Here is a 19,012-nt window from a genome sequence, read left to right as displayed (position 1 = left end):
TGATATGCTTCTGTAAAACAGATTACCGCCGGTCTTTTTGTGGCCTGGCGGGCAATTTTAATGGCATTTTCTACGGCTTCAGCCCCGGTGCTGATAAGCATAACTTTTGTTTTCTCTCCGTGCGGAAGAATTTCGGCCAGTTCTTCACAGAGCTTAATGTAAGGTTCGTAAGTGACTACGTTAAAACTGGTATGCAAATACTTTTCAGCCTGTTCCTGTATAGCTTTCACAACAGGATCGGGACAATGGCCTGCGTTTACCACACCAATCCCGCCGGCAAAATCTATATGTTCTTTCCCATCTACATCGGTAATTATTGCACCTTTTGCCTTTTTAACGGTGGCTGTATTGAAAACACCAACTCCGTTGGCGACAATGTTTTTTCTCCTATCAAGGAGCTGCTGAGATTTAGTTTGCTCTTCAGTCATAAAGTATCTGGTTGTTTAGTTGAATGGTTAAATGCTTAATCTAAAAAAAAAGTAAAAGCCGGGAAGTAAGAAATAAAAAGCCCCACCTTCTTTCGGTGCTTGTTAATATACAATATTATTTTCTTATTTCATATGGCTTTCTTGCTGAAAATCAATCATAAAGGGCGTGTAACACTGATATGTGAAGAGAAAATTCAGAGAATTTTTACTTTAAAAGAGACGCTTAGAAATATCTTATTTCATTTATTTTCAACAATTTATAGTTTATCCTAAGGCATCCTGACATCAAAAATAAAAACCATTTAATTAAAACTTATTACAAATACATTTCTGTAATTTAATTGTGACTTTCTTAATGTTTTTAATATTAATTTAACTGAATTATTAAAAACTTATTGCGGTAGTATTTTTTACCTTTTCAATAGTAAAGGTACTTTGTGTGCTGCCAATATGATCCAGAGTGGTGAGTTTGGTTACCATAAATTCCCGGTAAGCCGCCATATCCTTCACCAGAACTTTCAGTATGTAATCATACTCTCCACTCACATGAAAACATTCTAAAACCTCGGGCAAACTGGTCACTTCCGATTCAAAACGAGTGAGGTAATTTTTGGTATGCTGGATTAATTTTATCTGGCAAAAAACGGTAAAAGCTTTATCTACTTTTTCCGGATTTAACAGCGCAACGTATTTCGAAATCACCCCTTCCCGTTCAAGCCGTTTTATCCGTTCATAAACGGCGGTAACCGAAAGATCCAGTTTAAGAGAGATCTCCTTATTCGTTTTTTTGCTGTCCTGTTGCAAAAGTTTTAAAATCTGCAAATCTTTATTATCCAATTTCATTTTCTGAAAAATTTTCTATTCTGAATTCAAAAATACCAATATTCAGATTTAAAATCTTAGATATTGACGAAATGTAGTTTTAAAAACTGAATTTGGTCATTTCGATTGATATTTATTCTGAAATAGCTGATATTTGATATAATCTAAAAAATCAGAAACACCATGAAATATAAACCCGCAGATAAAATACAGGATCTACAATATTTTGGAGAATTCGGAGGCGTGAACCCTTCAATTTCAGATTCTTCGACTTATACTTTCCTTTCGGCAAAGACCATGTTCGATACTTTCGAAGGAAATGCAGACGGATGTTATCTTTATTCAAGGCATTCCTCACCTTCAAACCTGTATCTGGGCGAAGCTCTGGCAGCGATGGAAGGCACCGAAACTGCCAACGTAGCCGCCAGTGGAATGGGAGCTATCACTCCTACCCTGCTTCAGCTTTGCAAAGCAGGAGATCATATCGTTTCCAGCCGAACAATCTATGGTGGAACTTATGCTTTTCTCAAGAATTTCGCTCCCAGACTAAACATCAACACTTCATTTGTAGACATCACTGATGCAGAAAAAGTGGAAGCTGCAATCACTGAAAACACTAAAGTGCTTTATTGCGAAGCGGTGAGCAACCCTCTGTTGGAAGTAGCTGATCTTGCTGAATTGGCTAAAATCGCAAAAAAACACGGACTTACTTTCGTGGTTGATAACACCTTTACACCCTTATCCATTACTCCTAAAGAACTGGGTGCGGATGTCGTAATTCATAGTTTGACAAAATTTATTAATGGTAGCAGCGATACCGTAGGCGGAGTTACCTGCGGAAGTCAGGAATTCATCGATTCATTAAGAAGTGTAAACGATGGTGCAAATATGCTTTTAGGTCCAACCATGGACAGCATGAGAGCAGCTTCAATTTTGAAAAATCTAAGAACACTTCATATTAGAATAAAACAACACAGTCATAACGCAATGTATCTTGCTAAAAGATTCCAGGAAGATGGCTTGCGAACTGTATATCCAGGCTTAGAATCTCATCCGGGACATGAAACCTTTAAAAAGATGATGAATGAAGATTACGGTTTTGGTGGTTTATTAACTCTGGATGTAGGCGAACTGGAAAAAGCAAATAAACTTATGGAACTTATGCAGAAAAAAAATCTGGGTTACCTCGCCGTTAGTCTTGGATTCTACAAGACCCTTTTCAGTGCTCCCGGAAGTTCTACTTCTTCTGAAATTCCGGAGGAAGAACAAAAGGAAATGGGACTCAGCGATGGCTTGATTCGGTTCAGTATAGGACTTGACAATGATATTGAAAGAACCTATGAGATTATGAAAGAATGTATGCTTGAAGTAGGAGTTCTTAAAAAAGAAACCGCTTAATTTTTTTAGAATTTTTAATGGTAAAAGACCTCATCCTAAGTTAGCAATGAGGTCTTTTTATTTTTAGTTGACTATCTTTAATAAAAACAAGTACTATTAGGCATCCAATTTAACTCACTATGAATATTTTAAAATATTTTCTGATCTTTCTTTTTTTTAGTTTCAGTTTTAATACCGAAGCCCAGAACCAAAGTGAAATTCGGGGATATTATGGAATTTCTTCCTATAATTTAAACAGTAGTCAAAGCCTTGCCGGGGCTCCCAGCTATGATCCCGAAACAGCTTATGAACTTGGCATAAGGTATATCATAAGATTGCCCAACGGTCTTGGCCTGGAAACCGGACTAGGCTTTTGGACCGGGGATATAGAAATCACTTCGGCCCCAACGCCAGAAGAAACTTCGAGAAGGGAAAGACTTCAGATCACTTCAATTCCGGTTTTGCTTAATTACAGGTTTCTGGAATATTTCTTTATCAATGGCGGGCCGGTTCTGAATTTCCAGAATTCGGATAATAGTTTCGATTCGCAGTCGGGAGTGGGTATTAGCGCCGGGATTGGTATAAACCACTATGTGGGAAACTTTCAGATGTTTGTGAATCCTAATTTTCGCCATTATGCAATCATTCCCTTTGAAAAAGAAACTCATCATTCCAAACTTTCTGGATTAGGTATTCAATTTGGTATTGGTTATAGTTTTTAAATTATAGACTTCCCTAAAACTTGCCGGTTTTGCGGTAAAATCGTAAAATTACGGGCAGAAACCTATATTTTAAACTCAACTTCCCGGAAAAATCAGTTTACGGGAAAAACTATATCATAAAAGCCCGAATGGAAAACCAATCTACCAGCCCTCAAAATGAACACATTGTAGAAAACAGAGAACTTAACATTTGGGAAGCTTTAATTCCGGTATTCGCCCTTATAGCGATGCTCGCTTTTAATGTTTACGTATTTGGCGATGATGCCCTTAGCGGTTCCAACCAGTTTATACTTTTGCTGGGCGGTGCGGTTGCGGCTGTTGTTGGTTACTTCAATAATACGAAGTATGATAAAATGATAGATGAGGTGGCTTCCAATATTCAGAGCACTGCGGGAGCCATCCTCATTCTCTTAATGGTTGGGGCACTTGCCGGAACCTGGCTTATTTCCGGGATTATTCCCACCATGATCTATTATGGTTTACAAATTTTAAATCCTACTATTTTTCTTGCAGCCTGCGTGGTGATCTGTGCAGTGATTTCCGTTGCCACCGGGAGTAGCTGGACCACCTCAGCTACAGTTGGTATCGCTCTTATTGGTATTGCTGAAGCTTTAGGAATTTCAGTAGGCATGACGGCAGGCGCGATTCTTTCCGGGGCGTATTTTGGTGATAAACTTTCTCCATTAAGCGACACTACCAACTTAGCTCCTGCTATGGCAGGAACCGATCTTTTTACCCACATCCGGTATATGACATTAACTACAGTTCCCACAATTATAATAACCATCACCGTTTTTATCATCATTGGATTAAATCTCGAACCCACAGGAATAACGGATACCAGCACTATTCTTCGTTCAATAGAGAATTCTTTCACCATTTCGCCATGGCTGTTTTTAGTTCCTGTACTGGTAATTCTTTTAATCGTCAAAAAGATTTCCCCGCTTATTGCCTTATTATTGGGTACTCTGCTGGGAGCGGTTGCTGCTTTGATCTTTCAACCCGGTATAGTGGCCCAAATCGCAGGGGCCGGCGAACTCAATTTTATAAGTGGTTACAAAGGAGTTATGCAAGCCATAACTGTTGATACTTCTGTTGAAACCGACAATGAAAATCTTAACGACCTTTTTTCTTCAGGAGGAATGGCAGGAATGCTGGGTACCATCTGGCTTATCATTTGCGCGATGGTATTTGGGGGAATTATGGATGCTATTGGTGCTCTTGCCCGCATAAGTAAAGCCTTACTGAATTTATTCCATACTACCTTCGGGCTTTTTGCCAGTACGGTTTTTAGTTGCCTCGCACTTAACGCAACAGCCTCAGATCAATATCTGGCCATTGTTGTCCCCGGAAAAATGTTTGCAAAAGCATACCGCGACAAAGGGCTTGCTCCCGAAAACCTTAGCCGTACCCTGGAAGATTCCGGGACGGTAACTTCAGTTCTTGTACCCTGGAATACCTGTGGAGCTTACCACAGTGGAGTTCTGGGAGTACCGGTAGCATCATATTTCGGCTATGCCATTTTTAATTATTTGAGTCCGTTTATGACACTCTTCTTTGCTGCTTTCGGAATCAAGATCAAACAGCTTAGTGAAAAATCTGCATAAACTAACAATAGAGTTTTCTTATTTCAATTAATTTTATGCATAAGGAAAACCTATAATTAAATAGGGAATTAAAATTTGATTTTGTTTGAACATCGAAGTCATTAAGTAAATTTGCAGCCGGAATTAAAACCAATAATTTAAATTTTAAAAATTAAACAGATATGTCTTTAGTAGGAAAAAAATTTCCAAACCTTAGCGTAAACGCAATGAATGATATGGGAGATACCTTCCAGATCAACGTTCTTGAGGAAGCTCAGAAAAACAATAAAAAAGTTTTGCTTTTCTGGTACCCAAAAGATTTCACCTTTGTTTGCCCCACCGAACTACACGCATTCCAACAAGCCTTGGAAGAATTTGAAAAGAGAAATGTAATGGTAATTGGTGCTTCTTGTGACACTCCTGAAGTACATTTCGCCTGGTTAAATACTCCAAAAGATAATGGTGGTATTGAAGGTGTAACTTACCCAATTCTTGCAGATTCCAACCGTAACCTAAGCTCACGTCTTGGTATTTTAGACATCACTGGAGAGTCGTATGACGAGGAAACCGGAGATCTTACTTTAGAAGGAGACAACGTAACTTACCGTGCCACATACCTTATCGATGAGGAAGGAAAGATCTTCCACGAAGGAGTAAACGATATGCCACTAGGTAGAAACGTTGCTGAATTCCTAAGATTAATAGACGCTTACACTCACGTACAGGAAAAAGGTGAAGTATGTCCTGCAAACTGGGAAGAAGGTAAAGAAGCGATGAATGCTGACCGCGATGGAGTTGCCTCTTACCTAAGCTTAAACTAAAAAAACTTAATACTGTTATGGTAAAAGAATTAGATCAGGATAACCTGGGCGAAATTGTTGAAAACAACGATACCGTTGTTGTGCAATATATGGCCGGATGGTGTGGTAACTGCCGCTTGATGAAGCCAAAGTTCAAAAAACTGGCTCAGGAAAATGAGAACGTTACGTTTCTTATGGTAGATGCCGAAAAATTTCCCGAGTCTAGAAAACTGGCCAAGGTAGACAACCTGCCAACTTTTGCGACTTTTAAGAACGGAAGTTTTAAAAACCAGGTTCAAACCAACAAATTCGAGCCCCTAAAAGACTTAGTAAATGAAGTTACCAATAATTAGGCACCTACAGCGCAATAACGAGCTGGAAAAGCTTGAAAACGCTATAGAGGTACTGGAAAGCTATACCGAACACCGCTCCGTTAAAGATGAGGAAATGGACGTGATAGGAGAGCTGGTTTCCAACCTCTGCGGAGCTGTAGAAGTACAGAAAATGATAAATGACGGCACTGATGAAAAAGACGCCGCCAACGGATTTATGAAGAAGGTTATTGGTTCTATTGATCAATAAGCTTTGTAAGCCCTTAAAAGACAGGCCGCTTTCGAAAGAAGCGGCCTGTCTGTTTTTATGATAATTTTAGTAAAAGCCTGATGCATAAATCCTAAATTTATCTTCCTTAACCAATAAAATATATTATGTCTCAGATAACATTAAAAGGAGAACGTGTTAACACCTATGGAAGTCTTCCCGAAAAAGGAGAAAAAGCTCCTCATTTTCAATTGGTAAAAAGCGATCTCTCGACTGCTACCCTGGAAGATTTTAGGGGAAAAAGAGTTATTATGAATATTTTCCCCAGTGTAGATCAAGGGGTTTGTGCAACTTCAGTAAGAAATTTTAACCAAAGAGCAACAGAGCTTGATAATACTGTGGTGCTATGTATTTCCAGGGACCTCCCCTTTGCACAAAAAAGGTTTGTAGATGATGAAGGTTTGAAAAATGTGATCAACCTCTCAGATTTCAGGGACAGGAATTTTGGTAAAGACTACGGACTTGAAATGATAGACGGCCCAATGGAAGGCTTGCTTTCCAGGGTTGTAATAGTTCTTGACGAAAACGGAAATGTAATTCACAGTCAACAGGTGCCGGAAATTGCCGAGGAACCAGATTATCTTGCAGCACTTAAAAATCTCCTATAATGCGGGATTCTTTCCTCGGAAAACGTTTAAGAGGAGGTGGTTATGCCATTAAAGGTGCCTGGCTGTTACTTCGCCACGAGGCGAGCATCCAGGTCCAATTTGCTATAGCTATACTGATAACAATTACAGGCATTTATTTTGACATCACAAAAACCGAATGGCTGTTTCAGTTTACAGCCATTGGGATGGTGATGGCTGCCGAAGGCTTAAACAGCGCAACTGAAGCCCTGGCAGATTTCGTGCACCCGGATTTTCATAGCAAAATAGGTCATATTAAAGATGTGGCAGCTGGCGGAGTCTTCTTCGCAGCGCTCATCGCTATAATTATCGGTGGTTTTATTTATATCCCTTATATTTTTTAATTCAGGTAAAAGGTAATGAGAGAACGGGTACAGCAGCTCTGGATGCCATCATCCTGGTTTTACTGCGGTGAATTATGGACTCCCAAAAACTGTATTTATGCGGAATCATTACCAGTATATCTGCCGGCAGCTTTTTGATCTCCTTTTCGATCTCCCCAATAATTTCTTCTGATTCTATCTCCAGGTATTGATAGTTCACTTCTGAAAGTGCATTTTCAATTAACTCTATTGAAACTTCTTCTTTTTTACCGGCTTTAACATGGAGCACTTCTACTTCAGCAGTAAAAGCTTGAGCAAGATCTTTAATCTTTTCAGAAATAAGTTTTTCATCCTTTTTAAACCTGTCGATTGTAAAGAGAATTTTCTTTATACCTGTAAAATCACTGTTTTCCGGTACCGCCAATACCGGGTAACTTAGTTTCATAATAGCAGCTGTAGTGGTGTTTCCAAAAAGATCCTGTGCAATGGAATGTGCACCCATACCCATTACAATAAGATCGGCTTCATATTTTTTATAGATTTTTTCCAGAGCCTCGCTCACCTCCAGTAACAAACCGGATTCATAACCTACTTCGAGGCCAAATTTCTGGCGTATCATTTTTGCTTTTTGTTCCAACTGGTTAATATTTTCCTGGTCCAAATGTTTTAATGCTTCAGCGGGCATCAGAGAGTTTGCAACATGAATAGGGATGCTGAAAGAATTGAACAAAACAAGACGAGCACCTGAATTTTTAGCAAATCCGGCAGCATAATTAAGCGCGTTATCAGATTCATGAGAAAAGTCTATGGCTACAATAATGGTTTTCATACCTGAGAAATTTAAAGACTACAAAGGATTATCCAACTAAAGTTAAGGAATAATGGGCGGTCCAAAGGCTTACTTCAAAAAGATTTAGCTGACCAGAGTCATATTTTTGTGATTTTTGAGTTATTCATGTATCGAAAATGTTAATTTTAAATACAAAATAGCTTTTGCTTACATTAGATGATCTAATTTGTATTTTTGCCCAAAATCTCTCAAAGCTTCTATGGCCAGAAAAAAAACTAAGAACAAAAAGACCTCCGCAAGCAAAATCAGGAAGCCTTCATTTACTTTAAACAGGCAGCAAAAGGTGGTTTTAGGCAGTTTTTTAATGCTATTTGGCATTGCCCTGTTCATAGCCTTCATATCATTTTTATTTAACTGGCATGCCGACCAAAGCACCCTCTCTGAATTTGGAAACAGAGAAATAGAAACCAGAAACTGGCTGAGCAAATTTGGAGCATTGGTGAGTGATTTCTTCATTTACAAAGGTTTCGGTCTTGCCGCATTTGTTTTCGCAGGTTTAATCACTATTTCAGGGTTTTCTCTCTTTTTAAATCTGAAGTCGTTGCGCCTTGATTCCTATTGGTTTTGGGGGATTTTAATCATGGTCTGGATTTCAGTGTTTTTTGGTTTTTTTGCTGAAAGCAATGCGCTTTTAGGCGGAAGAGTAGGCTTCGAAACCAATGATTTTCTTCAGGATTACCTAGGTTTCTTCGGAACAGCCTTGCTGATGCTGTTCCTGCTTATCGCTTATTTAAGCCTAAGACTGAAGATCACCCCCGAAATGGTTGGCGGCTTCATAAAACAAAAACATAAAGGTTTACAAAACGAGTTCAATCCAGATAAACCTACGGTTTCAGAAACCGATGAGGAGTTGAACTGGAAGAAAGACACACTAACAAAGCCAGAGACAAAGTCTGCAGAAGTTGAACTGGACCATATCCCTTCCGAAGAAAAAAAGAAAGACCCGGTTATTAAAACGGAGAAAAAGACCGAATCCTACGATGAAGTAGAGATGGAGGTAGAAACTGCTCCCGAAGAAGAAATGGAAGAGGAAAAGCAAAGCAACAGGCTGGTAGAGGATTTCGGAGAATTTGATCCCACCCTGGAACTTAGCAACTACACCTTCCCCACCCTGGAACTACTCAAGGATTACGGAGGGACTATCACCGTAGATCAGGAGGAACTTGAAGAGAATAAAAACCGTATCGTAGATACGCTTAAGAACTACAAGATAGAGATCGCACAAATAAAAGCGACGGTAGGACCAACCGTTACCCTTTATGAGATCGTACCGGAGGCAGGAATTAGAATATCCAAAATCAAAAACCTGGAAGATGACATTGCACTTTCACTTTCGGCCCTTGGAATAAGAATTATCGCTCCCATCCCGGGGAAAGGAACCATCGGGATCGAAGTTCCGAATAAAAATGCATCCATAGTTTCAATGCGTTCAGTAATCGCTTCCTCGAAATTCAGAAATGCAGAAATGGAACTACCTATGGCACTTGGAAAAACTATTTCGAATGAAACCTTTGTGGTAGACCTCGCAAAGATGCCTCACCTGCTTATGGCAGGAGCCACGGGTCAGGGAAAATCGGTGGGATTAAATGCCATACTCACCTCACTCTTGTATTCCAAACATCCTGCAGAAGTGAAGTTCGTACTGGTAGATCCGAAAAAAGTTGAACTTACACTTTTCAACAAAATAGAGCGCCATTACCTCGCAAAATTACCAAACACTGAAGACGCCATCATTACTGATAACACCAAAGTAATTAACACCCTGAATTCCATGTGCATTGAGATGGACAACCGGTATGAACTACTTAAAGATGCGATGGTGCGTAACATCAAGGAATATAATGTCAAATTCAAGGCTCGAAAGCTTAACCCTGAGAACGGACATAAATTCCTTCCTTATATCGTTTTGGTGGTAGATGAATTTGCCGACCTCATCATGACTGCAGGAAAAGAAGTAGAAACTCCAATCGCCAGGCTGGCTCAATTGGCCCGAGCCATTGGCATTCATTTAATTATAGCTACCCAGCGTCCCTCGGTGAACGTAATTACTGGAATAATAAAAGCCAACTTTCCTGCAAGGATCGCCTTCAGGGTTACTTCAAAAATAGACTCGAGGACCATACTTGACGGCCAGGGCGCCGATCAGCTAATTGGCCGGGGAGATATGCTTTTTACACAAGGAAACGAATTAAAACGGCTGCAATGTGCCTTTGTAGATACTCCAGAGGTTGATAAGATTACAGAATTTATTGGTTCACAGAAAGCCTACCCAGATGCATACCAACTTCCTGAATATGAAGCAGAGGATAGTGGCACAGGAGTTGATATAGATGTGAGCGAGAGAGACAAACTCTTTCGGGAAGCCGCAGAAGTGATAGTCACTGCCCAACAAGGCTCGGCTTCATTGTTGCAACGAAAGTTGAAACTTGGTTACAATCGTGCCGGCCGAATCATAGATCAGCTGGAAGCCGCAGGAATAGTTGGCCCGTTTGAAGGCAGTAAAGCCCGCCAGGTATTAATCACAGATCTCGTTGCACTGGATCAGTTATTAAATGAAGAACCAAACACTTAAAAAAGAGTAATGAAAAAATTAGTATTTATTATTGCAGCCCTGGTAAGCATCAATCTTAGCGCCCAGGATTCACAAAAAGCCGAAAAGCTTTTAAATGAGGTTTCCTCAAAAGTGAAAGCTTACGATAATATGGTAATCGACTTTAAGTATTCCCTTGAGAATACTGCCGAGAATGTAAATCAGGAAACACGTGGAGATGTAAGCATTAAAGGAGAAAAATACCTCCTTAATCTTATGGGTACCACTCAAATGTTCGACGGAGATAAAATTTACACCATAATTCCTGAGGATGAAGAGATAAACATCTCTACCTATGTTGAAGAAGATGAGAACAACATAACCCCTTCAAAAATGTTCAGTTTTTATGAAGAGGGGTATAATTATGAATGGGATGTTACTCAAAATGTGAATGGCAGAAAAATTCAATATGTCAAGCTTACCCCTAAAGACAGCAATGCAGAGGTGAAAAATATCTTATTAGGTATAGACAGCCAGACCAAACACATTTATAACTTAATTCAAACCCAGGATAACGATACCAAAATAACGATAACGGTAAAAAGTTTTAAAACCAATCAACCAATTTCTCAAAACCTGTTTACCTTTGACGAAGATCGTTACGATTCCTATTATATAAACAGGTTAGACTAAATTGAAAATATTAGACAGGTACATATTAATCAGTTACCTCAAAACATTTTTTACAGTTTTCATCATCCTTATGTTCATCTTTGTACTCCAAACTATTTGGTTGTACATAGGTGAACTGGCTGGTAAAGACCTGGATGTTGAGATAATTCTTAAATTCCTGCTTTATTTTTCTCCAAAACTAGTCCCGCTTGTTTTGCCGCTTACTATTCTGCTTTCTTCTATTATGACCTTCGGAAATTTTGCTGAGAATTATGAGTTTGCAGCTATGAAATCTTCCGGTATCTCCCTGCAGAGAGCGATGCGTAGCCTTACCTTCTTTATTTTACTGGTGAGTCTTACCGCTTTTTTCTTTGCCAACAACGTAATTCCAGCCGCCGAATTCAAGTCGATTAATCTTCGGAAGAATATCGCTCAGTTAAAACCGGCTATGGCTATTACCGAAGGTACTTTCAATGAAGTGGGCACCATAAATATCAAAGTAGATAAAAAAAGCGGGCCGAATGACCAGTATCTCGATGATGTTATTATTCATCAGAAAACTGCCAGAAGCGGGAATTTTACTGTGATTAAAGCTGTAGAAGGCGAACTCGTTGGAAGCCCGGCTTCAGATGTTTTATCCCTGATTTTAAAGGATGGGAATTACTATGATGAAATTCAACCTTCAGACCTGTCAAAGCGAAGAAACAAACCTTTTGCAAAAAGTCACTTTAAGGAGTATACTATTAACCTGGACCTCTCAGATATCAATAATGTAGATCTTGAGGATGAATCTTACAGTAATACCCAGGGTATGCTGAAGATATCAGAATTAAGCCAGAGCATAGATTCTTTCTCCACGAGCTATAATACAAACATTAAGGAGTTCTCGAAAAACATGTATAACCGCACAGGATTGAGAAATGTAAACATCAATCTTCAGCCTGCAGATACCGTACAAGTGGTTGAGAATAGCGTTTTGGAAGAATACGATAATAATGAAGCCTTACAGATTGTGAACCTTGCCCTGGGAAATATAAATGGTTCCATGTCTCACCTGGTGATGAAGAAAAATGAATTCCGCACTGCCACGAAACAACTCAACAAGTTTGAGATCGCCTTACATGAAAAATATGTTCTGGCAGCAGCTTGTATCGTTTTATTCTTTGTTGGTGCTCCATTAGGCGCGATAATTCGAAAAGGTGGAATGGGTCTTCCCATGGTAGTTGCTATTATTATTTTTCTCACCTATCATTTTATCGGGATCTTTGCTAAAAATAGTGCCGAAGATGGTAGTGTAAGTCCGTTTATAGCTAGTTGGCTTTCAACTTTGATCATGCTGCCATTAGGAATTTACCTCACCTACAGGGCTACTACAGACCAGGGACTCTTTGCCTTCGACAACCTTATTGAACCTTTTAAGAAGGGCCTTAAAAAAGTAGGCCTTTTGCGACGGAAAACCAATATAGAATAAATATCTTTGCAGCCAAATACCGCAAAAAATGCCGCATACAACTTCTACTCAACAAAATATTCAATTGCACAGTATCAAAGAAGCCATTGATGATATTCGTGCAGGAAAGGTCATTATTGTTGTTGATGATATAGACCGGGAAAACGAAGGAGATTTTGTTGCTGCAGCCGAAAAAGTGACCCCGGAAATGATTAATTTCATGGCCACTCACGGTCGCGGCCTCATTTGTGCACCAATAACCGAGGAACGCTGCCGGGATCTTAAGCTCGAGATGATGGTTGGTAAAAATACCGATCCCCTTGAAACCGCTTTCACTATTTCAGTAGATCTAAAAGGTGAGGGCGTAACTACAGGTATCTCTGCCGCTGACAGGGCAAAAACAGTAAAATCCTTAATTGATCCGGCTACAAAAGCTACCGATCTTAACAGACCCGGACATATTTTTCCGCTTAAGGCAAGAGAAGGCGGAGTTCTGCGTAGAACAGGTCACACTGAAGCTGCTATAGATTTTGCGCGCCTTGCAGGATTTGAACCTGCAGGAGTGATCGTAGAGATCATGAATGAAGACGGAACTATGGCCAGGTTACCTCAGCTTATGGAGGTAGCAAAGCGTTTTGATCTTAAAGTGGTTTCTATTGAAGATCTTATTGCATACAGAATGCAGCACGATTCTCTTATCGAAAAAAAGGAGGATTTTGACATTGAAACCCGCTTCGGAAAATTCAGGCTGAGAGCATATCTTCAAACTACCAACAATCAGGTGCATATCGCGCTTACCAAAGGAACCTGGAAAGCCGATGAAGAAATCCTGGTTAGGGTGAATTCCACGCTAATCAACAATGATATCCTGGGAACCTTAACGAATAATGCCGATAAGAAACTGGATAGTATGTTCCAGGCGATTAATGAAGAAGGCCGTGGAGCAATTGTATTCATTAACCCGGTTACCCAATCGCTAAACCTTTTAAACCGGCTTTCTGAATTAAAAGAAATTCAAAAACAAGGAGAAGTAAAAGCACCGCCAATCCACATGGATAATAAAGATTTTGGGATAGGTGCCCAGATACTTCACGATTTAGAGATCCATAAGATCAAACTCCTTTCAAACTCACAACAAACCAAACGTGTTGGAATGATTGGTTACGGCCTGGAAATCACCAGATACGTAAATTACTAGTTAATTTCAATAATTACATCTTCCAGGGGTCGACGTACCTTTTTGAAATTCGAGAACATATCATCCTCTGCACGGTAACCAACAGGAAGCACCAATACCGACCTGAGGTTTCGCTCATCAAGTTTCAAAAGTTTATCGTATTCAGCGGGCTGAAAGCCTTCCATAGGACAGGCATCAATCTCCTCAATAGCACATACTGTGAGCAAATTCCCCAAAGTTAAATAAGCCTGATTTATGGCCCATTCGGCAATTTCAGCAGAGGCTTTTGCTTCAAAATCTCCAATAAGGAATTCCTTAAAAGGATTTAGAATCTCATCGGGGGTCTCGCGCACGTGTTTAACCCGCTTGAAATAGTTTTCAATGAAATCCTTTCCCACTTCCTTTTCAATACAAATAACAAGCACGTGAGAAGCTGTACCTACCTGTTTCTGGTTAAATGAGAATTCCTGTAGCTCTTCCTGAAGCTTTTTATTCTTAACTATTACCAGCTTTAGAGGTTGTAAACCATAAGAGGTGGCCGTAAGATTAAAAGCTTTTTTGAGTACTTCAATTTTTTCTGAACTTAAGTCCTTTTCAGGATCAAATTTTTTTGTCGCATACCGCCATTCTAAAGCTTTGATATTACCCATTTTTTTGTGCTTCTAATTTGCAGTAAAGGTAAACAATGTTGCAAGTTTGTTAAACCTTAGGGAATAAAATAAACCAATAGGTACAATAATATAAACTATATTTATACTGCTTTAACCAACAGCGGACATGAAAAAAATTAAAAAATTCATTCTCACCACAGTACTTTCACTAGTTGTTGCAATTTTAATTGTCCTTGGCCTTAAAGCTTATATTGAAAGAGATACTGAACATCTCATTTATGAGGATATTTCTCTTGTTCCTCCAGCTGAAACCGTGATCGTTTTAGGTGCCAGTGTATATTCTGATGGAAAACTCTCTGCAATCCTGCAGGATCGTGTAGATACAGCTATTGATCTTTATATAAATAATAAAGTAAAAAGATTCCTGGTTACCGGAGATCACATCGATGATGATTACAATGAAGTAAAAGCGATGAAGAATTACCTGATAGCCCGGGGAATTCCCGAAAGCCGGATTCAACTTGACCATGCAGGCCTGGATACTTATGATAGCATGTACCGTTCTCACGCGGTTTTTGGAGTTGAAGATGCAATTGTGGTTACACAAAAATTCCATTTGCCCCGCACGATATTTATAGCCAAAGGTTTAGAACTACCCTACACCGGATTTGCGGCGCGCAGCAATTCATATAGAACCACCAATAAAATAGAACGTCGCGAACTCTTTGCCAACTTCAAAGCTTTATACGAGCTGCTTTTGAAAAAAGAACCCACGACCTTAGAAGAGCGGCTATAAATTTTTAAGAGTTTAAAGAAAGGATTTCTTACCTTTAGTAACACTAACCTTAAAACCAGTCTCATATGTTTCAATGGCTAATCCACATTATAATTGATGCCCTGGTGTTACTTGTGGCAGCAAAAATGATGTCTTCAGTAGAACTCAAAGGCTTCAAAACCGCAATTATTGTCGCTCTAATTATTGGAATACTTAGTTTTTTTCTTAGTTGGTTCCTTACCGCCATTCTGAATGTGGCAACATTAGGAATATTCTATTTCCTTGGTATTGGATTTATCACCCGGGTAATCGCTTATGCGATAATTATCGAAATTGCCGATAAATTCAGCAAAGATTTTAAGACAGTTGGTTTCCTGCCATCGCTCTGGTTAGCCATTATCCTGGCTATCGTTGGAGGGATTGTTGATGCCATCTTATTTTAGGCTAATTCTATTTTTATTTAAAGCTTCGGAAATTTAGGTTTCCGAAGCTTTACTTTTTTAAAAAAAACATAATAGCCTGATAAACATTTTTGATACAGAATTAACATCCAAAACTGAATGATAGCTTATATTTGGCGGCTTGATGAAACATGAAAATATGAATGAGCTGAATAGCAAAAAAGATATAAAATTGATCGTTACCGATATGGATGGAACGCTGCTGAACGACCTGCACGAGATCCATCCGGATTTTTGGGAAATGGAACAGAAGCTATCAGAAAAGGGAATTATGTTCTCTGTAGCCAGCGGCCGGCAGTTCTATAATCTCGAATCTAATTTTGAGCGAATTAAGGACAGGATGATGTTTTTTGCTGAAAACGGCACTTACGTTTCTCATAGAGGAAAAGAGCTATATGTCAATCCGCTGAATCGTGAAGATGCAATGGGCTTTGTGAAAATGGGACGCAAGCTGGAAGACACTAAACTGGTGCTTTGCGGAAAAGAATCGGCTTATGTAGAAACCAGCGACCAGGAATTTATCACGCATATTTCTCAGTTCTACCAACGTTTAAAACCGGTTGAAGATCTTACCCGTGTTGATGACGTTATTTTAAAAGTCACTCTTTGTAATGATAAGGGTGTAGAAGAACATACCTATCCACATTTTGTGAATTACAGAGACAGATTTAAGATCGCAATTGCTGCAAAGGTTTTTATAGATATTACTGCATTAGATGCCAACAAAGGAAATGCTATAAAAGACGTTCAGCGGGAAATGAACATTTCTCCTGAAGAAACCCTGGTTTTTGGTGACTACCTTAATGACCTGGAAATGATGAAAAATGCTAAATACAGCTATGCGATGAAAAATGCGCATCCGGAGATCAAGCAGGCCAGTAATTTTGTTACCCGTTATAGCAATAATGAAAATGGAGTCCTGAAAACTATTGAAGAACTGGGTTTATTAAGCAATTAGGATAATTTAGTTCACAATTATGTGAACTTTGTCCAGGCCGGTATTCCCCGTCTTAGGATCGAAGGCAAAGACTGCAATTTCATACTCCCCTTTCTCTAACTGAACAGTTTCAAAAAACGTACTTGCTTTCCCGGTGGCTTTAAGGGCAATTTCTCTTTGCTCTTTATCTTCTGAAGAAATTAAGGCTTTAATTTCATATCCAGACGCATCCCAGGTTCCGTCTTCGGTAACCGGGCAACCGCACATCATCACAATATTTGCCCTGATCTCTATTTCGGTTTCAGCATTTATTGTTTCATGAGTTTGAGGAGAAAGCACATCTACTACAAAACCCGGAATTTCCAGGATAATTCCGTTTCCGGAAATATTCCTGCCGGGAATAACCCATAATTGTGTCGATGAAATTACCTTAGCCTGTTTTTTGCCCATAGGCCCGTGAGCTTCAATACTAACAAAGGTGGGTTTGTCAAGATCAAGAATCGCCTCATAGCCAGCTGTCTTTTCAGTAATAATGTCTTCATAACGGTCTTTTGGTGAAAGCAGGATCACCTCGGTATCTCCTGTAATTCCCTTTGTGAGCCCTTCATCCAGAATCTTTCCGGTTTCCACATCTCTAATTATGATCTTCGCCCCGCCCATAGAAGATCCTATGAATTTTGCATCTGTTGCCAGCGCCCTTACCATTATTTTTGTTTCCTGCGAAAAGAGATGCCCTGTCGAAGAAAGGAATAATGCAAAAACGAATGTTAAAAAATAAGATCTTTTCATCTTTAAAAAGTTTAGCTTACTAATTTATGAAAAAACAATCTTTATGAATAAGATGATGTACAATAGATTTTTTTCAAGCAGTTGAACTCCCCATATTTATTTAGTTCAAAAGAGAAGAGATAAAGCCTCATTTAAATTTATTAAATAATTTCAGCTCAAGCTGATCTAACTCATATATCGTTAAGGTTTCTGGAAAGTTCCCTCTCCAATCTTCAAGGTTTTGTATCTTTCCGGGCCTTCAGAATTCCTGTTGGCCGAATTAAGTTTATAATGATCAAAGCCATACCTATTGAAATTTTAATCGCCGAAGACGATCACCTCATTACAACTTTACAGAAAAAGCAGATAGGAAAACTGGTAAAAACACCCATAAAAACTTTCTGGAATGGTAAGGAATTGATGAATTATATTCATGCGGCTATTGAGGAGGTTGAATCCTTACTTATTTTGCTCGACATCAATATGCCGGTGATGGATGGCTGGGAGGTTCTCGAAAAGATAAACCTTCATTATGCTCAAAAAGAAATTTTTATTGTAATGCTAACCTCCTCGGTTTATCCGGAAGACAAAAAAAGAGCTTTTACTTATCCGCAGGTGATAAGTTTTAATGATAAATTTCTGGAGCCTGAGGATTTTTCTGCGATTATTAATTATAAATCCCTGAACAAGATTATTGAACTCAATAAGCTTTCAGATTAATGCAATGGTATAAAAAAAGCCCTCTTCGGTAAATGGTTAATTTCATGGATGAAATGATGATTAAATGTAAAATTTACAATTCATTTAACAGCCATATTTTCTGTCTGCTTTTTTAAAGTATCTACATTTGACATAAGAGCTTCAGTCTGCTAAAAAACGGATAGATAATCAACCTAAAATAACTGATCTAAAATCAAGTTTTGGAAATAATTTTTATCATCATAGGGATATTTGCCTCAGCAATTGGAGGCACAGCCCTGTATCTCCTAATAAGGTTTACCAGGGACTACGACCGGGACAAATCTTAGTTTTCTTCTTTTGTATTTCTAATTTCCAGCGGTTTATGATCAGGATCATTATTCTTTGAGCATTTTCATCATAGATTTGAAGTCTAGTTTTAAAAAATCGTGAAGAAAATTGCCCTCATCATTCAAAACGATCCAATTAGAAAAAGACTATTGGAAAAAATACTGCTCTCCCGCGGTTATACCCCTGTTACAATAAGCTCACCCAATGATCTGGATTATCCAAACCTCCAGGAATGTTATCAATTGGTGGTTTCTGATCTGAGCCAGGAAGAACCGACCATTTTCCGACGTAATCTTAGGGAAGTTCTGAACTTTGGCAAACTACTTATAACCGGAAATGAATACGACCAAACCCAAATCTTCCCCTCCTATAATCTCCCAGGAGCTGTAGGTTTATTACTTTAAAGAGCTATACCTAATTAAAATTAAACCTGACTCCAAAAAGCACATTGCCTTTAGGCATGGGAAC

The 19,012-nt window shown here is 39.0% G+C and carries 22 protein-coding genes; 17 read left to right on the top strand and 5 right to left on the bottom strand.

Annotated features, from left to right (window positions below):
- On the bottom strand, positions 1-428 hold a 428-nt coding region (locus tag ACESK1_RS08280; protein ID WP_372919717.1), incomplete at its 3' end, for an aminotransferase class III-fold pyridoxal phosphate-dependent enzyme.
- Positions 429-812: 384 nt separating this feature from the next.
- Positions 813-1,271, bottom strand: a complete 459-nt coding sequence (locus tag ACESK1_RS08275) for an Lrp/AsnC family transcriptional regulator (protein ID WP_372919716.1) — start codon at positions 1,269-1,271, stop codon at positions 813-815.
- Positions 1,272-1,433: 162 nt separating this feature from the next.
- Between ACESK1_RS08275 and ACESK1_RS08270 the strand changes: the two genes are divergently transcribed.
- The 8 genes from ACESK1_RS08270 (at position 1,434) to ACESK1_RS08235 (ending at position 7,305) form a co-directional block, all read left to right on the top strand.
- The gene (locus tag ACESK1_RS08270) at positions 1,434-2,648 is read left to right on the top strand and encodes an aminotransferase class I/II-fold pyridoxal phosphate-dependent enzyme (RefSeq protein ID WP_372919715.1); all 1,215 of its coding nucleotides are present in this window, start codon (positions 1,434-1,436) and stop codon (positions 2,646-2,648) included.
- A gap of 119 nt (positions 2,649-2,767) precedes the next feature.
- On the top strand, positions 2,768-3,349 hold the full coding sequence (locus tag ACESK1_RS08265; protein ID WP_372919714.1) for an outer membrane beta-barrel protein: 582 nt from the start codon (positions 2,768-2,770) through the stop codon (positions 3,347-3,349).
- 128 nt (positions 3,350-3,477) lie between these two features.
- Complete coding sequence (nhaC, locus tag ACESK1_RS08260; RefSeq protein ID WP_372919713.1) at positions 3,478-4,956, top strand: Na+/H+ antiporter NhaC; 1,479 nt, start codon at positions 3,478-3,480, stop codon at positions 4,954-4,956.
- A gap of 161 nt (positions 4,957-5,117) precedes the next feature.
- Positions 5,118-5,756: a peroxiredoxin gene (locus ACESK1_RS08255; RefSeq protein WP_093411191.1), complete on the top strand. Its 639-nt coding sequence runs from the start codon at positions 5,118-5,120 to the stop codon at positions 5,754-5,756.
- 17 nt (positions 5,757-5,773) lie between these two features.
- Positions 5,774-6,088 carry a thioredoxin family protein gene (locus ACESK1_RS08250; RefSeq protein ID WP_372919712.1) on the top strand — a complete coding sequence of 105 codons (315 nt, stop codon included), beginning with the start codon at positions 5,774-5,776 and terminating at the stop codon, positions 6,086-6,088.
- Positions 6,069-6,317, top strand: a complete 249-nt coding sequence (locus ACESK1_RS08245; RefSeq protein WP_372919711.1) for a hypothetical protein — start codon at positions 6,069-6,071, stop codon at positions 6,315-6,317. Before ACESK1_RS08250 ends, ACESK1_RS08245 begins: the two co-directional genes overlap by 20 nt.
- Positions 6,318-6,442: 125 nt before the next feature.
- Positions 6,443-6,943 carry a thiol peroxidase gene (gene tpx, locus ACESK1_RS08240; RefSeq protein ID WP_372919710.1) on the top strand — a complete coding sequence of 167 codons (501 nt, stop codon included), beginning with the start codon at positions 6,443-6,445 and terminating at the stop codon, positions 6,941-6,943.
- The gene (locus ACESK1_RS08235) at positions 6,943-7,305 is read left to right on the top strand and encodes a diacylglycerol kinase (protein WP_372919709.1); all 363 of its coding nucleotides are present in this window, start codon (positions 6,943-6,945) and stop codon (positions 7,303-7,305) included. Before tpx ends, ACESK1_RS08235 begins: the two co-directional genes overlap by 1 nt.
- A 1-nt stretch (position 7,306) precedes the next feature.
- On the opposite strand, the gene ACESK1_RS08230 is transcribed toward ACESK1_RS08235, so the two are convergent.
- Positions 7,307-8,113 carry a universal stress protein gene (locus ACESK1_RS08230; protein WP_372919708.1) on the bottom strand — a complete coding sequence of 269 codons (807 nt, stop codon included), beginning with the start codon at positions 8,111-8,113 and terminating at the stop codon, positions 7,307-7,309.
- A 220-nt stretch (positions 8,114-8,333) separates the two neighbouring features.
- On the opposite strand from ACESK1_RS08230, the gene ACESK1_RS08225 reads away from it, so the two are divergent.
- Genes ACESK1_RS08225 through ribB form a run of 4 tightly spaced genes read left to right on the top strand, consistent with a single transcriptional unit; the run spans position 8,334 to position 13,984 of the window.
- Positions 8,334-10,706 carry a DNA translocase FtsK gene (locus tag ACESK1_RS08225; RefSeq protein WP_372919707.1) on the top strand — a complete coding sequence of 791 codons (2,373 nt, stop codon included), beginning with the start codon at positions 8,334-8,336 and terminating at the stop codon, positions 10,704-10,706.
- A 9-nt stretch (positions 10,707-10,715) separates the two neighbouring features.
- Complete coding sequence (locus ACESK1_RS08220; protein WP_372919706.1) at positions 10,716-11,357, top strand: outer membrane lipoprotein carrier protein LolA; 642 nt, start codon at positions 10,716-10,718, stop codon at positions 11,355-11,357.
- Between the two features lies 1 nt (position 11,358).
- The gene (locus tag ACESK1_RS08215; protein WP_372919705.1) at positions 11,359-12,807 is read left to right on the top strand and encodes an LptF/LptG family permease; all 1,449 of its coding nucleotides are present in this window, start codon (positions 11,359-11,361) and stop codon (positions 12,805-12,807) included.
- A 28-nt stretch (positions 12,808-12,835) separates the two neighbouring features.
- On the top strand, positions 12,836-13,984 hold the full coding sequence (gene ribB, locus ACESK1_RS08210; RefSeq protein ID WP_372919704.1) for a 3,4-dihydroxy-2-butanone-4-phosphate synthase: 1,149 nt from the start codon (positions 12,836-12,838) through the stop codon (positions 13,982-13,984).
- Here the strand turns inward: ribB and ACESK1_RS08205 are convergent.
- Complete coding sequence (locus ACESK1_RS08205) at positions 13,981-14,613, bottom strand: NAD(P)H-dependent oxidoreductase (protein WP_372919703.1); 633 nt, start codon at positions 14,611-14,613, stop codon at positions 13,981-13,983. The genes ribB and ACESK1_RS08205 overlap by 4 nt on opposite strands.
- A gap of 127 nt (positions 14,614-14,740) precedes the next feature.
- Here ACESK1_RS08205 and ACESK1_RS08200 point away from each other — a divergent pair, with 127 nt between their 5' ends.
- From ACESK1_RS08200 to ACESK1_RS08190, 3 genes are all read left to right on the top strand, one after another.
- Entirely contained in the window at positions 14,741-15,370 is a 630-nt protein-coding gene (locus tag ACESK1_RS08200; protein ID WP_372919702.1) for a vancomycin high temperature exclusion protein, read from the top strand.
- A 65-nt stretch (positions 15,371-15,435) separates the two neighbouring features.
- The gene (locus ACESK1_RS08195; RefSeq protein WP_372919701.1) at positions 15,436-15,792 is read left to right on the top strand and encodes a phage holin family protein; all 357 of its coding nucleotides are present in this window, start codon (positions 15,436-15,438) and stop codon (positions 15,790-15,792) included.
- Between the two features lie 157 nt (positions 15,793-15,949).
- Positions 15,950-16,768, top strand: coding sequence for an HAD family hydrolase (locus ACESK1_RS08190; RefSeq protein ID WP_372919700.1), 819 nt, complete (start codon positions 15,950-15,952; stop codon positions 16,766-16,768).
- A 6-nt stretch (positions 16,769-16,774) separates the two neighbouring features.
- On the opposite strand, the gene ACESK1_RS08185 is transcribed toward ACESK1_RS08190, so the two are convergent.
- Positions 16,775-17,536 carry a hypothetical protein gene (locus tag ACESK1_RS08185; RefSeq protein WP_372919699.1) on the bottom strand — a complete coding sequence of 254 codons (762 nt, stop codon included), beginning with the start codon at positions 17,534-17,536 and terminating at the stop codon, positions 16,775-16,777.
- A gap of 270 nt (positions 17,537-17,806) precedes the next feature.
- Here ACESK1_RS08185 and ACESK1_RS08180 point away from each other — a divergent pair, with 270 nt between their 5' ends.
- Together ACESK1_RS08180 and ACESK1_RS08175 are read left to right on the top strand one after the other, a co-directional pair.
- On the top strand, positions 17,807-18,235 hold the full coding sequence (locus ACESK1_RS08180) for a response regulator (RefSeq protein ID WP_372919698.1): 429 nt from the start codon (positions 17,807-17,809) through the stop codon (positions 18,233-18,235).
- 407 nt (positions 18,236-18,642) lie between these two features.
- Entirely contained in the window at positions 18,643-18,948 is a 306-nt protein-coding gene (locus tag ACESK1_RS08175) for a hypothetical protein (RefSeq protein ID WP_372919697.1), read from the top strand.
- The last annotated feature ends 64 nt before the right edge of the window (positions 18,949-19,012 follow it).

The sequence above is a fragment of the Salegentibacter sp. genome (assembly GCF_041642575.1).
GTDB lineage: Bacteria > Bacteroidota > Bacteroidia > Flavobacteriales > Flavobacteriaceae > Salegentibacter.
Note: the sequence above shows the minus strand (reverse complement) of the source record. Positions and strands in the feature narration are given on the sequence as shown.

What these genes read in the sequence shown, in the direction of transcription:
- ACESK1_RS08275 (WP_372919716.1), bottom strand. Translation starts at nt 1,271, where the DNA reads ATGAAATTGGATAATAAAGATTTGCAGATTTTAAAACTTTTGCAACAG.
- ACESK1_RS08270 (WP_372919715.1), top strand. Translation starts at nt 1,434, where the DNA reads ATGAAATATAAACCCGCAGATAAAATACAGGATCTACAATATTTTGGA.
- ACESK1_RS08265 (WP_372919714.1), top strand. Translation starts at nt 2,768, where the DNA reads ATGAATATTTTAAAATATTTTCTGATCTTTCTTTTTTTTAGTTTCAGT.
- nhaC (WP_372919713.1), top strand. Translation starts at nt 3,478, where the DNA reads ATGGAAAACCAATCTACCAGCCCTCAAAATGAACACATTGTAGAAAAC.
- ACESK1_RS08255 (WP_093411191.1), top strand. Translation starts at nt 5,118, where the DNA reads ATGTCTTTAGTAGGAAAAAAATTTCCAAACCTTAGCGTAAACGCAATG.
- ACESK1_RS08250 (WP_372919712.1), top strand. Translation starts at nt 5,774, where the DNA reads ATGGTAAAAGAATTAGATCAGGATAACCTGGGCGAAATTGTTGAAAAC.
- ACESK1_RS08245 (WP_372919711.1), top strand. Translation starts at nt 6,069, where the DNA reads ATGAAGTTACCAATAATTAGGCACCTACAGCGCAATAACGAGCTGGAA.
- tpx (WP_372919710.1), top strand. Translation starts at nt 6,443, where the DNA reads ATGTCTCAGATAACATTAAAAGGAGAACGTGTTAACACCTATGGAAGT.
- ACESK1_RS08235 (WP_372919709.1), top strand. Translation starts at nt 6,943, where the DNA reads ATGCGGGATTCTTTCCTCGGAAAACGTTTAAGAGGAGGTGGTTATGCC.
- ACESK1_RS08230 (WP_372919708.1), bottom strand. Translation starts at nt 8,113, where the DNA reads ATGAAAACCATTATTGTAGCCATAGACTTTTCTCATGAATCTGATAAC.
- ACESK1_RS08225 (WP_372919707.1), top strand. Translation starts at nt 8,334, where the DNA reads ATGGCCAGAAAAAAAACTAAGAACAAAAAGACCTCCGCAAGCAAAATC.
- ACESK1_RS08220 (WP_372919706.1), top strand. Translation starts at nt 10,716, where the DNA reads ATGAAAAAATTAGTATTTATTATTGCAGCCCTGGTAAGCATCAATCTT.
- ribB (WP_372919704.1), top strand. Translation starts at nt 12,836, where the DNA reads ATGCCGCATACAACTTCTACTCAACAAAATATTCAATTGCACAGTATC.
- ACESK1_RS08205 (WP_372919703.1), bottom strand. Translation starts at nt 14,613, where the DNA reads ATGGGTAATATCAAAGCTTTAGAATGGCGGTATGCGACAAAAAAATTT.
- ACESK1_RS08200 (WP_372919702.1), top strand. Translation starts at nt 14,741, where the DNA reads ATGAAAAAAATTAAAAAATTCATTCTCACCACAGTACTTTCACTAGTT.
- ACESK1_RS08195 (WP_372919701.1), top strand. Translation starts at nt 15,436, where the DNA reads ATGTTTCAATGGCTAATCCACATTATAATTGATGCCCTGGTGTTACTT.
- ACESK1_RS08190 (WP_372919700.1), top strand. Translation starts at nt 15,950, where the DNA reads ATGAATGAGCTGAATAGCAAAAAAGATATAAAATTGATCGTTACCGAT.
- ACESK1_RS08185 (WP_372919699.1), bottom strand. Translation starts at nt 17,536, where the DNA reads ATGAAAAGATCTTATTTTTTAACATTCGTTTTTGCATTATTCCTTTCT.
- ACESK1_RS08180 (WP_372919698.1), top strand. Translation starts at nt 17,807, where the DNA reads ATGATCAAAGCCATACCTATTGAAATTTTAATCGCCGAAGACGATCAC.